Raw genomic sequence first — 15680 nt, 5'->3', positions numbered from 1 at the left:
CGTGGTGCTTTGTTGAGAAGGCAAAACCCGGGCCGCCACATTTTTGGCCGTCGGTTAACCTCTTAACGCATAACTTCCTATCTTTGCACCATGGATGAATTAATGACACTTCCGGTTATACAGCCCAATGCCAGGCCCGAGGGGCTTAACGCGCTGGGCCAGCCACGCAAGCCAAACTGGCTGCGGGTAAAATTGCCGGTCGGGAAGGAGTACGCCAAAGTAAGAAGCATCGTAGACGAATATAAACTGCACACCATCTGCGAGAGCGGCAACTGCCCGAACATGGGCGAGTGCTGGGGCGCGGGAACGGCTACTTTCATGATCTTAGGCAACGTGTGTACCCGCAGCTGCTCTTTCTGTGCTGTGGCTACCGGCCGACCAAACGAATATGACGAAGACGAGCCGCGCCGTGTGTCAGAGGCCATCAAACTAATGGGTGTGAAACACGCCGTGATTACCTCCGTGAACCGCGATGAGCTGAAGGACCGTGGTGCCGCTGTTTGGCACGACACTGTAAAGCAGGTGAAAATCATGTCGCCAACCACCACCATCGAAACCCTGATCCCGGATGTGAAAGGCACCTGGGATGCGCTGATCACGATGATCTCGCCGGGCCAGGAAGTGGTGTCGCACAACATGGAGACGGTGAAGGAGCTTTACCGCCGCGTGCGCCCGCAAGCCAAATACGACCGCTCGTTGGAGCAAATCCGCCGCACCAAGGAGTATGGGCAGCGCACCAAGACCGGCATTATGCTGGGGTTGGGCGAAACGCGCGAGCAGGTATACCAGGCCATGGATGACCTGGCAGCCAACGGTTGCGACATCCTGACGTTGGGCCAGTACTTGCAGCCAACTAAAATGCACCTTGAGGTGGCCGAGTTTATCCACCCGGATCTGTTTGACCATTATCGTGAAGAAGGATTGAAGCGAGGCCTGAAATACGTAGAGTCAGGCCCGTTGGTACGCTCTTCGTACCACGCCGAGCGCCACGTGAACGTGTAGGCAAATAATATTTTTAGCTCAGAAAAGCTTTGTTGCAGCCGCAACAAAGCTTTTTTTTTGTACTAATTAAATGGGTAATATTTGTTTCTGTAGTTAGAAACTAAGTATTGATCGATAAAAAAGCAGATTTAGCCCCAACTCCGCTTGAAAAAATGTCACTCAACTTAAATAATTATATTTTTATATATAAAAATATCAGTACTTTTGTAAGCAGCGAAATGCTTGCGTTTTGACATTTATTTTTACTTGCCGGTGTATACCCCGGCAGACCTTTGGCTCTCTTCATTGATTTGAGTATGAGACAGAAACAGAACCATAACACATCCTATACCTTTGTTCAGGTAATCGAGCATTGTATAATATTGATGAAAATCTATATTTACAGGTCCGCCGCTATCCTGCCTGAACGCTTCCAAATGAATTATTTCCGTTTTTTATTTTAAACCCCTATGATGCGAACTTTACTCTTAGTCTGTCTTTTTTTGACTGCGAGCATCACCCTTAGCTACGCGCAGACAGATCCAACAATGGGGCGAGCGAGTACCTTTACGGTGCTGGCAGCCACAGAAATTATCAACAACGGCGAAACCGGCGTTACAGGTAATATTGGGGTGTACCCCGGTAATACCATCGTGAATGAAGCCGGGATCACCATTGAGAAGGGCCGTGCCGAAAAAGGCACTGAAATTGCCGCAGGGGCACAGGCAGATGCACTGGCAGCCTACAACTCCCTGGCGGCAAGCAGCCCTGCTATCCCTCTTCTGCCAGTTATCGGCCGCGGGATCGAGCTGATTCCCGGCACCTACAAGATCAGCGGAAACCTGAGCCTGCAAGGGGTTTTGACCCTGAACGGCCTCAACAACCTCAATTCCGTTTTCATCATCATCGTGGATGGCAGTATGAGCTCCAACTCACTCACGGCTGGCGTGCGATTGGTGAACGGCGCACAGGCCAAGAACGTGTACTGGGTTGTAAGCGGTGGCGTGGAGTTTGGCGAGTTGGCGGGTATACAGGGTACTTTTATCGCGAAGCAGGACGTGGTGCTGCACAAAGGCGTGGTCGTATCCGGCCGTGCCATCTCCCTGAACGGGAAGGTGGTGCTAAACCAGAACAACCTGTACATGCCTACGCTGGTAGAGCCTAACCTGACAATCACTAAAACAGCCCCTGCCGGCAATTATGTCATCGGCGACGAGATTACCTATACCATCACCGTGCGCAATGCTGGCTCTGGTATCGCAACGGGTGTTGTGGTGCAGGATTTCCCTTCAGCAAGCCTGGAGTACGTAACGGGCTCGGCGGTGTTTACAGAAGGCACCTTTGATGCGAGCACCCTGACCTGGACCCTTGGCGAATTGCAGTTCGGCGAGACACGCACGATCCAACTGACATTCAAGATTACCGGCACCGGAACTGTGGTTAATACCGCCGCAGCGGACTCAAACGAAACTGACCCGGAGGATGACAGGGACACCGATGAAGAAGTAATAGAAGTAGGTTGTCAGCAGGTGAATTCACTCGCGATTACGGGCAACACCTCTGTTTGCGAAGGCGACAACGTAGTGTACACGGCCTCAGCTATTCCGGGGGCTACTTATACCTTCACGCTGTCAGGCGGCTTAACCCAGGTGTCACAGTCTGGGAACACCATTACGGTGAGCGGCGGCGCTACGCCTGGCACCGTCAGCGTATCTGCCCAGGACCAGTGCGGTAAAACGTATACAGCTACCCAGGAGGTGTCTGTTGTAAACAGACTGGCTGACCCCGTGATTGTGGGCTTGCCGACGGTTTGCCAGAACGGCACCGACTATATCTACTCTGTAGCAGCCTATGGCGATGGCGTGACATATACCTGGGAAACAACCGGCGACCTGCGCATCACAGCGGGCAACAACACCCCAGCCGTGCAGCTGAGCGTTGGCGCTGCGGGCGGTACCCTGACCTTGGTAGCGAATAACAGCTGCTTCACAACGGGAAGGGCCACACAGGTAATCGCGACTACCTCTGCTTTGCTAGCCGGACCAACCTCTATTACAGGCAGCAGCGAGGTATGCGCCGGAACGGAAGTAACTTATAGCACAAGCACTGTGATTGGCGCCGACAACTATACCTGGAGATTGCCTTCAGATGATTGGGAGATTGTTTCCGGAGAGGGAACGCGCTCAATCCGTGTGAAGGTGGGAAGCCAGTCAGGCGATATCAGCGTGATAGCCTCTAACATCTGCGGCAGCACAAGTGCGGTGAGTTTAGGCGTAGAGGTGAACACAGTGCCTGACATGCCAATTATTGCTGGTGATGCCAGTGGCTGTGTAGGCGCGAGCATGACGTTTAGCACTCCGGCTGTAGCAGGAACCACAGCTTATAACTGGGCTGTGCCGGAAACCTGGACGCTGCTGAGCGGACGCAACACCAACAGCATTGTAGTGGAAGTAGGGACAGGTATAGGGCAGGTAAGCCTGAGCATCGCTAATGCATGCGGCACCAGCGAGACCGCAACCCTTAATGTAGCGCCTGCTGCAGGGCCACTCACCACGAACCAGATTGTAGGGGAGGCTACCATATGCGAGGCCATGCAACAGACATATACCCTTGCCACCATTGAGGACGGGGTTACTTATACCTGGGCTGTACCAACCGGTTCTGGCTGGAGAATTGTATCCGGAGAGGGCACAGGCACTATCACTGTGGAGGCCGGAACTGCCGGAGGAGACATCACGGTGGTTGCTTCTAACGCATGTGCCTCGGCACCGCAAATTTCTAAAGCTGTAAGCGTAACGCCTAAGCCGGTTACCCCAACCGCTATCCAGGATAACAGCAATGTATGCGATGGGCTTACTTATAGCATCGCCGCCACTACTGGTGCCACCTCTTATGTATGGACAGTGCCTGCGGGCTTCACCATTACGTCGGGCCAGGGAACAACCAGCATCACTGTAAAAGCTGACAACGCCAACGCAGTAGGAGGCCTGATCACCGTAACGGCTTTCAACGGGTCGTGCAGCAGTGCCACTACGAGCTCGAACATCGATGCATCGCTTGCCAACGGCAATATGAACTTCCCGAAAGCCTTTAGCCCGAACGGCGACGGCATCAACGACACTTGGGTGATCTCGAACCTGACGAAGTATGATCAGAACGAAGTGACGATTTTCAACCGATGGGGTTCTGAGGTATTCAAGAAGAATAACTACGAGAACGATTGGAGAGGAAGCAATCTGGAGCAAGGTACTTACTTCTATAAAGTAAGGGTAACAGTGTGTGGTGGCGTTGTGAAAGAGTTTACTGGATATGTGACCCTTATCCGCTAAACCGTAGTCGTGAAATCTGAAACTTAAATGAAAATGAAAATATTCTATACATTGCTGGCGCTGCTGCTTACAACAGCAGCCAGCGCACAGCAAAACCCGCAGTACTCGCAATACATTTTTAACAGCATGTCCATCAACCCGGCGTATACCGGCAGCAAGAACGCGCTGAACCTGAACCTGTTTCATCGCTCGCAGTGGTCAGGTATGGACGGTGCCCCTAACACACAGTCGCTTTTGGTTGATGGGGTAGTGGCTAACGACCGACTTGGCCTTGGCGTGAACATGACCCGCGACGAGATCGGGGCCCAGAGCACGTTCAGTGTGTATGGCAACGCCGCCGTAAAATTACCGCTGAGCGACAATGCTGTGATGAGCCTGGGTATTGCGCCGGGTTTGGTGCAGCACACCCTGGACGGTTCTAAATTCGGCATCGAGGGCGACCCGTCTATTCCGACAGGAAAAGAAACCACCATCAAACCGGATATTAAACTCGGAGCCTATTTCCATACCTCCCGCTTTTACGCCGGCCTTTCTGCCTCTGACCTACTGCAGTTCGAAGACATGAACCAGGTGGAGCCAGAGACCCACTTTTACTTTACAACCGGTTATGTGTTTGACGTAAGCCCGTTTGTGAAAGTAAAGCCAAGCGTTTTGGTGAAAGAGGATTTCAACGCGCCAGCCAACGTGGACCTGAACGCCTTTGTGCTCCTCAGCGACCGTTTATGGTTGGGTAGCTCTTACCGCACCAGCATGAACCTTTTCGGAGACACCGAGGGCGACGATATCAAAAAGCGTACAGCGGTGGCATTTATTGCCGAGCTGCAGGTGCTGAAGGCCATGCGCCTGGGCTACTCTTACGATAAGATGCTGAACGGGCTGGGGGGCTACAACACCCACGAAGTATCGGTCGGCTACTACTTCATCAAGAAGCAGAAAGACACCAAAATGCTGACACCACAGTACTTTTAATTTTTAGCGCTTACACCTATGAACTACAGATATACCCCCTTATACCTTGTTGTAGCGGCGATGATCGGCTTGGCCCCCGCGGCAAGCGCCCAGTCTTCGTTGCGCAAGGCAAACGACCATTTCGCTAATTACCAGTATGCGCTGGCACTGGAGCAATACCAGAAAGCAGCAGCGAAGCGTACCCCGGACCTGGAAACTGCAAAACGCATTGCAGACGCCTACCGCCTGACGCGCCAAACACAGCCTGCCGAGAACTGGTATGGCAAAGTGGTGGCCATGGAAGGGCGCGAGCCGATGAATTTATACTATTACGCCGAGGCGCTACGCAGCAACGGCAAGTATGCCGAAGCCCGCGAGCAGTACATGGCCTGGGGAGAGGAAATGCCCGAGAAGGCAGAGCAGGCGCAGGAACTGATGCTGGCTACCGAAATGGCAGGCAAGTGGGTAAAGCAACCTGCCGTGGCCACTGTAGAGCCGCTTTCGAAGCTGAACACTTCCGGCTTCTCTGACTTTAGCCCGATGCATTTCGGTGACAAGGGCATCCTGTTCAGCTCTGACAGGGGCGTGCAGGTAGGGAAAGAGAAGACCGCCATTTTCGGATGGACGGGTCGCCCGTTCCTGCAGCTGTTCACAGCCGAGCAGGACGGACAAGGCAACTGGAGCTCTCCGGCAGCCTTGCCCGGCGTGATTAATGCAGACTACCACAACGCCACTGCCACCGCTGACGCATCCGGCAACATCATTTACTTCACCCGCACCCAAGGCGTTCCGCAGAAAGAGCGCGTCAATATTGACCCTACGAGCTGGGAAAAGCCGGCCATCGCTGCAGATGTCAATGGAAGTGCTGATGTGAAGCGTTTGGAGATTTACAGTGCCGAGAAAAAGGATGGTGCCTGGGGCAATCTCCAGCCTTTTGCTTACAATAAAGTAGCAGCGTACTCGGTAAGCCACCCAGCCCTGACGCCAGATGGCAACACCATGTACTTCGCCTCTGATATGCCGGGAGGTATGGGAGACACTGACATTTACTATACAGTGCGCCAGGCCGACGGTAGCTGGGGTACCCCTGTAAACGCAGGGAGCGTGGTAAATACACCTGGCCGCGAAGGCTTCCCGTACGTGGATGCGGAAGGGAAACTATACTTTGCCTCTGAAGGCCACCCGGGTTTGGGCGGGCTGGATGTTTTCTCGGCAGAGGGCACACCAGGCAACTGGCAGGCTATCCGAAACCTTGGTTACCCAGTCAATTCGCCTAAGAACGACTACGGCATCCTGTTTACGAAGCCAGGTGAACAGGGCTTGCTGTCCTCTAACCGCGACTCGAAGAACGGAACCGACGACATCTACTCTTTTAAGATCCTGAACAAGCCGGTTGTTTTGGCTATCACGACTCTGGAGCGCAAGCAAAACGACAAGAAACGCACTGTGCAGGAGCCTCTTGGAGCCACGCATGTACTAGTAGCGCAGGAAAAAGCGGACTCTACTACGGTGCTGACAGATGCGCAGGGTAAGTTTTACCTGGATGCCAGAAAAGGCTATAGCTATAACTTCTCAGGCACCAAAGACGGTTACCTGACGGTGCAAGCCACCGCCCAGGTGCCCGCTAACGCCCCGGATACAGTGTCTGTCGCTCTTTTGTTTGATAAGAACGTGCTGGAGAAAGCCATTGTGCTCGAGAATATCTACTATGACCTGGACAAGTGGGAGATTCGGGAGGATGCTAAGAAAGAGCTTGATAAACTGGTAGGCTTGTTGCAAAGCAACCCGAAAATTGAGATCGAACTGAGCTCGCACACGGATAGCCGCGAAAGCAAGAACTACAACCAGCGCCTGTCAGAGCGTAGAGCACAGTCTGCAGTGGATTACCTGGTGTCGAAAGGCATCAGCAGAAGCAGGCTGACAGGCAAAGGCTACGGTAAAACACGATTGGTGAACGGTTGCACGGATGGTGCGAAATGCTCTGAGGCAGAACACCAACTGAACCGTCGCACGGAATTCACCATCAAGAAAAACTAGCACACTACTTTTTACAGCAGAAAAGGCCCGGCAATATTGCCGGGCCTTTTCTATTTACAGCCGTTAATAAAGGAGGGCAGCGTTAAAACCGGTATTTCAGGAAAGTTCAGTTAGCGTAAAAGGAAGCAGAACCTTCGCTTTGTCCCTCTGTTGTAAAGCGGTACAGGCAGTTTTTAAAGCCTAACTTTGTCGGCTGCCTTGCGTTTGCAAAATTGTTTTAGAACCTACCCATGAGATTAACCTTAGCTAGAAGCTTTTCTGTTGTCCTTTTTTTAATGCTCCTCCTGCCCCAGGTGTTGTTAGCCCAGCGGCTGGTAAGTGGGCAGGTGCTAGATGCCCGAAGTGAGTTGCCCTTAGAAGGCGTCACCGTAACAGCTCCGGGCGGTGAGCAGGCTATCAGCAACGAACAAGGCGCTTTTAGCCTCTCGGTGTCGGAGGCTGCCCGAAGCCTCACATTCAGCTACCTGGGGTATGGTTTCAAAACCGTGGCGCTTCGTCCGGGAGAGGATAACCTACAGGTATGGCTGCAACCAGTAGCCGCAAGCCTGCGCGAGGTGGAGATAACAGGCTATGAAACCAACCGCCCCTTGCTGGAAACTGCGGGAGCGATAGGGATTGTGGAGACAGAGCTGGTACAGCGGTTTGATGAGAGCTCGGTGGTGCGGGCTGTAAGTACGTTGCCGGGTGTGCGGATGGAGGAACGTGCCCCTGCCAGTTACCGCATTTCGATTCGGGGGAGTTCCTTGCGCTCGCCCTATGGTATCCGGAACGTTAAGCTGTATTTCAATGGAATCCCGTTTACCGAAGCGAACGGCGTAACCCAGTTTAACTTACTGGATGCCGGTAACTTTGGTCGGATCGAGGTTTTGAAGGGACCTGCGGCCAGCGTATACGGTGCCGGCACGGGGGGCACCATCCTGCTCGAGCCAAAGCGCGCTGAGGCAGGCACTACGCAGTTGGAGGTAGGCGCAACGGCCGGGTCTTACGGGCTGAGGCGCTACACGGCCACGGCCACATCCGGCACAGATACTTATAACCTGCTGGTGCAGTACAGCCGGCAGCAGTATGACGGTTACCGGGAGCAGAGCGCCATGGACCGCCAGGTGTTGCTCATTTCCCCGGAGTTTTACCTATCCGACAAGCAAACGATAGCTGCCAACATCATCTATTCGGATCTATACTATGAGTTGCCCGGCGGGCTCACGCAGGAGCAGTACAATGAAAAGCCGCGGCAGGCGCGCGGTGGCAGGTTCGGGAGTGTGGTACAAAACGCCTCCATCGATCAGCAAAACCTGAACATAGGCCTGAAGCAGGAATACCGGTTCAGCGACAACTGGCAGAACACAACCTCCTTTTATGGCACACACCGGTTTAAAGACAACCCCTTCAACACCGACTACGAGCGTAACGCTTATCAGGAGTTAGGCGGACGCACCAGTTTCGTGTATAAAGGCCGCTTTGGTAGCCTGGCCACTCGCTACACGTTTGGCGCAGAATACCAGCGGGGCCTGGAAGTGGCCCGCACCTACGACAATGTGGGTGGTACCCCCGATAAGCTTCGGACAGATGATGAGGTGATCTCCAAAACAGGGTTTGCCTTTGCGCAGGCGGAGGTGGAGCTGCCCGCAGAAATTATTGCTACCGTGGCGCTCAGCTTGAACGATACCCAGTACGATATTACCCGGTTGGCACAGGCCGGAGGCGCCAGTCAGCCGCGTATCGTGCGTGACTTTGATGCCGTGCTTTCGCCGCGAGTAGCACTTTTGAAGAAGCTCACAAGCAATATCGCGGTACATGCCAGTGTTAGCTCGGGGTTCTCGCCGCCCACGGAAGAGGAGATCCTAACCTCAGAAGGCAGTTTGAATACTGAGTTGGAGGCGGAAAAGGGTATAAACTATGAAACCGGTATCCGGGGGACGACATTCAACAACCGACTTTCTTTTGATGTTGTGGGATTCTATTTCCGGCTCAGCGAAACCATTGTGAGCCGCCAGGATGCCTCCAGCGTGGCGATTTTCCGCAACGTAGGTTCTACTTCTCAAAAAGGCCTCGAAACCATGCTGGGCTACGATATCCTGAATGATCCACAACTCACGTTAAGCAAGCTCAGGGTATGGGGAAGTTATACCTACAACCACTTCCGTTTCCGGGAGTACCAGCGCAACGAAACAGTGCTTTCGGGCAACGACCTGACAGGTGTAGCGCCGCATTCGGCCACAGCGGGGTTAGATGTCGTGACGACGCCGGGTCTTTACTTATATGCCACCGCCAACTATACGGATGAGATTCCGCTCAACGACGAGAACACGGTATACGCCGACGCCTATTTTATACTAGGGGCGCGGGCAGGGTATAAGCGAAACCTCGGGAAGCGACTTGGGTTAGAAGTATTTGCCGGGGCCGAAAACCTGACAGACAAAAAGTACAGCCTGGGCAACGACCTCAACGCCTTCGGTGGCCGCTACTTCCAGCCCGCCACTGACCGGACTTTTTATGGCGGAGTTCGGCTGAACTATAAATTGTAAAAGAGTAAGCCTCTCCCTGCTGTCTCCACTATGGGAGAGCCCTGCGTATGATAAAGAAACTGTTAAGGCGCTTGTTTTTAAGCGATATACAATAAAGAGGAGCACTTAACGGGTAATGTCCGGTGTAGGCGGGAACCGGGATAGGATTCTGGCTACAACAACCGTGATGCGCGAATTGTCCAATGCTTCCGGGCTGATGTCGGCATCCACAGTGCCACGCCAGATCAGTTGGTTGGTTGTCGGGTCAATCAGGTCTATGACTAATGTGCCGATGTCATACCGGCCGATGTCCATGTAATTAGGCAGTCCCGCGTGGAGGTAACGGTAGCGATAGCCATACCAATAGGCAAAACCATACCCCGGAGGCAAGTTCACATCACGCGCTGCATACGTAGCGGAGTCTACTGCAATGTCGTAGGCCACGTATAGATCAGGAATGCCTTCAATTTTCAGGTTCAAACCCTCTTTCACCAGTTCACTGGCGATAGCGCTCTTCACGCGGTCATCAACCAAATTGTCCTGGCCGCCACCCAGCGTCGGGGCCTCCACCTTATACCAACCAAAGGTCCTGAACTTTCTATAGTTGATTTCCGGATCGAAAGAGTATTCCACTTCCGGAAACGGATACCGGGCACAGCCGCTGAGGGCCAGGAAAAGTACAAACAAGATGGCGGCGCTATAGATGGATCTCGCTTTTAGCATATCAATCAGATAGAGGTATAACATATGGCTTACCTGCTGTAACGGGGGATGGCGTTTGGCTGTTATGACGACAGGCAAACAAGATCTTTCTAACCGCCAGCCTCTAAAAGCAGAAAGCCCGACCATAACAGCCGGGCTTTCTATGAACAGGTGCATTAGTGGTTAACCAATAGCTACCATCTCATTTCCATTCTCGTTGTAAGACTCAATCGGGGCGCAGGAGCAAACCAGGTTACGGTCGCCGTAGGCACTGTCGATGCGGCTAACGGTAGGCCATACCTTGTTCTCGCGCAGCGAAGGCATCGGGAACACGGCTTTCTCGCGTGAGTACGGACGCTCCCAGTTTTCCACCATCACCACTTTCAGGGTATGCGGCGCGTGTTTCAGCACGTTGTACTTCTGGTCGGCTTTGCCTTCCTCCACCTCACGTATTTCCGCACGGATCGAGATCATCGCATCGCAGAAGCGGTCCAGTTCTTCCTGAGCCTCCGACTCCGTCGGCTCCACCATCAGCGTGCCCGCTACCGGGAACGAAACGGTTGGCGCATGGAAGCCATAGTCCATCAAACGCTTTGCGATATCCTCTACCTCCACACCGAACTTCTTAAACTCGCGGCAATCCAGGATCATCTCGTGTGCGCAACGGCCGTTCTTACCCACATACAGCACCGGGTAATGCTGCTCCAGGCGTGCCTTGATATAGTTGGCGTTCAGGATGGCTACTTTCGTCGCCTCTGTCAGACCTTCGCCGCCCATCATCGCGATGTAGGCATAAGAGATTGGAAGGATAGAGGCAGAGCCCCATGGTGCAGCCGATACCGCGTTGATGGCTTCTTCGCCGTTTATCTTTCTAACTGCGTGGCCCGGCAGGAAAGGAGCCAGATCTTTCACCACACCGATTGGGCCCATACCCGGACCACCGCCACCGTGCGGGATGCAGAAAGTCTTGTGCAGGTTGAGGTGGCAAACGTCGGCACCGATGGTTGCTGGCGAAGTCAGTCCTACCTGCGCGTTCATGTTGGCACCGTCCATATACACACGGCCACCGTTTTCGTGGATGATCTGGCAGATCTCGATGATGCTCTCCTCATACACCCCGTGGGTAGATGGGTAGGTTACCATCAGGCACGACAGGTTTTCTTTGTGCTGCTCGGCCTTCGCGCGAAGGTCGGCCACATCAATGTTTCCTCTCTCGTCGCACTTCACGATCACCACTTTCATACCCGCCATCACGGCAGAGGCAGGGTTGGTGCCGTGCGCCGAAGACGGGATGAGGGCGATGTTGCGGTGCGTGTCGCCTTTCGACTCGTGGTAAGCGCGAATCACCATCAGACCGGCGTACTCGCCCTGCGCGCCAGAGTTTGGCTGCAAAGAAACCGCGTCGAACTGCGTTACCTCGCACAGCCAAGCCTCCAGGTCAGCAAAAATCTGCTCATACCCTTTTGTCTGGTCAGCTGGGGCGAACGGGTGTAACTGCCCGATCTCTGGCCAGGTTACCGGGATCATCTCGGCCGTGGCGTTCAGTTTCATGGTGCAAGAGCCTAGCGGAATCATGGAGTGTACCAGCGAGATGTCTTTGTTCTCGAGGTGCTTCATGTAACGCAGGATCTCACTCTCAGAGTGGTGCTTGTTAAATACTTCCTGCTCCATATAGCTGCTCTTACGGATCAGGCTATCCGCCCAGGTGACATCTGTTTCTTCTGGCAAAGTATCAATGCCTAATACATCTGCATCCTTGCCCGCTACTTTCGCAAACACGGCCAGAATGGCTTTCACATCCAGCAGGTCGGTGTTTTGGTTGAGGGAGATACCGATGTTGTTTTCCCCGAAATAGCGGAAGTTCATACCGGCTGCCTCGGCCTCCGTGCGGATCGCCTGCTGCATGTCGGCGCTTTCTGCCACTACATTCAGGGTGTCGAAGTAAGCTTCGTTCTGCTGCGCAAAGCCAAGTGCCTTCAGGCCTTTCTCCAGTTGTTGGGCCAGGGCAAAGGTGTTCAGGCCGATGTACTTCAGGCGGCGCGGGCCGTGGTATACGGCATACATACCGGCAATCACGGCCAACAGTACCTGCGCGGTACAGATATTGGACGTCGCTTTCTCGCGGCGAATATGCTGCTCACGCGTCTGCAGGGCCATACGGTAAGCTCTGTCGCCGGCGGCATCCACAGAAATACCAATGATACGGCCCGGGATTACGCGCTTAAAGGCATCCTTTGTGGCAAAGTAGGCCGCATGTGGACCGCCAAAGCCCATCGGCACGCCAAAACGCTGGGTGGTACCCACCACGGCATCGGCACCCATCTCCCCCGGAGGGGTTAGCAAGGTAAGCGAAAGGATGTCGGCAGCCACAGCTACCAGCATACCCTGCTCGTGTGCTTTTGCTATAAAGTCAGTATAATCAAAAATGGCACCGTCGGCAGCAGGGTACTGCACCAGGGCGCCAAAGAGGGTTTCGTCAGTAAGGTCTGCTTCGCGGTGGTCGCCGATCACCAGCTCAATGCCGATCGGGGTGGCGCGGGAAGCCAGGATGTCGATGGTCTGCGGCAATACCTGGTTCGATACAAAGAAGCGATGGCCGTTTTTGCGGGCGCCCTTGCGCTGCGCGAAGAACATACCCATGGCCTCAGCGGCGGCAGTGCCCTCATCCAGCAAGGATGCGTTTGCGATCTCCATACCAGTCAGGTCCATCACCATGGTCTGGTAGTTGATCAGCGCCTCCAGTCGGCCCTGCGCAATCTCAGCCTGGTATGGGGTATAGGCGGTATACCAGCCCGGGTTCTCCATGATGTTGCGGAGAATCACCGGCGGCAGGATGGTGTCGTTGTAGCCCAGGCCGATGTAGGACTTGTATACTTTGTTTTGCTTCGCGATCTGGCCAAACTTGTTCAGGAAGTCCTTCTCAGAAAGCGCGGCGGGTAAGTTCAGCGGCTTTTTAAGTCGGATGGCCGCTGGCACGGTCTCCTCAATCAGCTTGTCCAGAGAGTCAGCCCCGATAGTCTTCAGCATGTCCTGCATCTGCGCTTTGTCCGGACCGTTGTGGCGCTCCTTGAATACATCTGCAGGCTTGGTTTTAAAAATCATAACGGAAATTTATAGATTGGGAAAATGAGTAGTTTTAAGAATACAGCGTTTACTGCGGGGGTTGCCCGTCAGTATATTTAATACAAAAGTACTAGGATTTGTTTATTATATTGAAGCATCAAAACTAAATACTTAAGGCTTTCGGCCTCAGTTTTTTCATGCATCGGCCTTTAACCGTATCAATGTGTATTTAAATCCGGTAAAGGCATATTTCACCTCTTAAGGTTAACAAGGATGTTAGGCTAACAATTCAAGCGGACACTGCTATGAGCACAATCAAAGTGGGTATCATTAAAGAAGGAAAGATACCGGTAGATAAACGGGCACCCCTTACCCCAAAAAAATGTGTGGAGGCGCTTCAGGCATTTCCGGAGATGGAGATTTGCGTGCAGCCCAGCACTATCCGCAGTTTCTCCGACGCTGAGTACGCCGAGCTGGGCATCCCGCTGGAGGAGGATATGAGCCATTGCGACATATTGCTGGGAGTGAAGGAGGTACCGGTGGAGCAGCTTATTCCGCGTAAGACCTACTTCTTTTTTTCCCATACCATCAAGAAGCAGCCGCACAACGCCAAACTGCTCCGTGCCATCCTCGACAAAGACATCACGCTGATAGATTACGAAACGCTGACCGATACCCAAGGACAACGCTTAGTCGCCTTTGGCAGGTATGCCGGCATTGTTGGAGCTTATAACGGGATTCTGGCCTATGGCGAGAAATGGAAGCTGTTCAAGCTTAAGCCGGCTTACCTGTGCCATGAGATGGAGGACATGCAGGAGGAGTACTTTAAAGTAAAGCTGCCCCCGATCAAGATCGCCGTTACCGGGGGAGGGCGCGTGGCAGGGGGCGCCATGGAGGTGCTCGACAAGATGGGCATCCGGAAAGTGAGCGTGTTCGATTACCTGTACAAACAATTCACAGAGCCGGTGTACGCACAACTGCGCTCTGCTGATTATAATAACCGCCCCGACGTGGAGGTATGGGACTCACCGGACTTCTATGCCAACCCACACTTATATAAGAGTACCTTCCGGAAGTTCACCCGCGTAACGGACCTGTTGCTCGCCTGCGCCTTCTGGGATCCACGGGCTCCGAAGCTGTTCACAGAAGAGGATACGCGCCAGCCTGACTTTAAAATTAATACCATCGCTGATATTACCTGCGATGTGAACGGCTCCATACCAACCACCAAGCGTTCGAGCACCATTCCGCAACCAGTGTATGATTACAATCCCAAAACAGAAGAACTAGAACCTGCCTATAGTAACCCCGGCAATATTACGGTGATGGCCGTAGACAACCTCCCCTGTGAGTTGCCGCGCAATGCCTCCCGTGATTTTGGCCGCCATTTGATTGATCATGTTTTCCCGCATTTGTTTAATGGCGATGCCGAAGGCGTGCTGGAACGCGGCACTATTGCCAAAGCCGGCAAACTGATGCCCCGCTTCAGTTACCTGCAGGAATATGCCGACAGTGCCAGCGCCCAAAAAACCAGGAAGGAAGCAATCTAACACGAGAACGGATTAATAATTCTAATAATTGATAATGTGGAGATATAGAATGATACTCCAAATGTATCCATAGACCACGATAGAGTATTCTATCATATATTTCTAGGCACTACAAAGGGTATAGCGGCGCACCCAACATAACATAGGCTAGGCATTTCTAAAAAGGCTTCAAAACTATTCCCGCTCGCTTAGAGTGCGTTAGCTAAGAGGGGGGGATTCTGGCTGTTTTTTTCTGGCGGAGGTATTGCATCGCAGTTCTTTTTGCCTACTTTTGCATCCCGGTTCAGCAGGAACGTCGGGAAAGAGAGGATGAGGGCAGGTTCAGGGCAGAAAAAAAACTTCGCCTGTCTGCTTGTTCGGGACGGAAAGGTGCTTACCTTTGCAACCCGGTTCCGAAAGGGGGCCGCTTCGTAACACAGGGTTCAGGCCCTGCTCGCTTCGAAAAAAAAACTTTCCTTTGTTGCTTGCGGAAAGGGAAAAGGTTCTTACCTTTGCAACCCGCTTCACAAGGAAGCCTTCGCTGAAAGGCAAGAAAAAAAGATTGAAAAAAGATTTGCAAACTAAGT

At 53.2% G+C, this 15680-nt stretch carries 8 protein-coding genes; 6 read left to right on the top strand and 2 right to left on the bottom strand.

What is annotated here, in order from left to right; genetic code table 11:
- Positions 1–90: 90 nt before the first annotated feature.
- From lipA to ACXYMU_RS19335, 5 genes are all read left to right on the top strand, one after another.
- Entirely contained in the window at positions 91–1002 is a 912-nt protein-coding gene (lipA, locus tag ACXYMU_RS19355; RefSeq protein ID WP_458988071.1) for a lipoyl synthase, read from the top strand.
- Between the two features lie 527 nt (positions 1003–1529).
- Positions 1530–4310, top strand: coding sequence for an ice-binding family protein (locus ACXYMU_RS19350; protein ID WP_458988070.1), 2781 nt, complete (start codon positions 1530–1532; stop codon positions 4308–4310).
- A 33-nt stretch (positions 4311–4343) separates the two neighbouring features.
- A complete protein-coding gene (locus ACXYMU_RS19345; RefSeq protein ID WP_458988069.1) occupies positions 4344–5279 on the top strand; it encodes a PorP/SprF family type IX secretion system membrane protein in 936 nt (311 codons plus the stop codon).
- 18 nt (positions 5280–5297) lie between these two features.
- Positions 5298–7295, top strand: coding sequence for an OmpA family protein (locus tag ACXYMU_RS19340; RefSeq protein WP_458988068.1), 1998 nt, complete (start codon positions 5298–5300; stop codon positions 7293–7295).
- 230 nt (positions 7296–7525) lie between these two features.
- Positions 7526–9820 carry a TonB-dependent receptor gene (locus tag ACXYMU_RS19335; RefSeq protein ID WP_458988067.1) on the top strand — a complete coding sequence of 765 codons (2295 nt, stop codon included), beginning with the start codon at positions 7526–7528 and terminating at the stop codon, positions 9818–9820.
- Between the two features lie 105 nt (positions 9821–9925).
- Here ACXYMU_RS19335 and ACXYMU_RS19330 read toward each other — a convergent pair whose 3' ends face one another.
- Complete coding sequence (locus tag ACXYMU_RS19330) at positions 9926–10522, bottom strand: DUF4136 domain-containing protein (RefSeq protein ID WP_458988066.1); 597 nt, start codon at positions 10520–10522, stop codon at positions 9926–9928.
- A 162-nt stretch (positions 10523–10684) separates the two neighbouring features.
- Positions 10685–13603: an aminomethyl-transferring glycine dehydrogenase gene (gene gcvP / locus ACXYMU_RS19325; RefSeq protein WP_458988065.1), complete on the bottom strand. Its 2919-nt coding sequence runs from the start codon at positions 13601–13603 to the stop codon at positions 10685–10687.
- Between the two features lie 266 nt (positions 13604–13869).
- On the opposite strand from gcvP, the gene ACXYMU_RS19320 reads away from it, so the two are divergent.
- Positions 13870–15114, top strand: coding sequence for an NAD(P)-dependent oxidoreductase (locus tag ACXYMU_RS19320; RefSeq protein ID WP_458988064.1), 1245 nt, complete (start codon positions 13870–13872; stop codon positions 15112–15114).
- Positions 15115–15680: the final 566 nt, after the last annotated feature.

The sequence above is a fragment of the Pontibacter sp. CAU 1760 genome, assembly GCF_054482735.1.
This window is presented reverse-complemented; position numbering and strand designations above follow the sequence as displayed.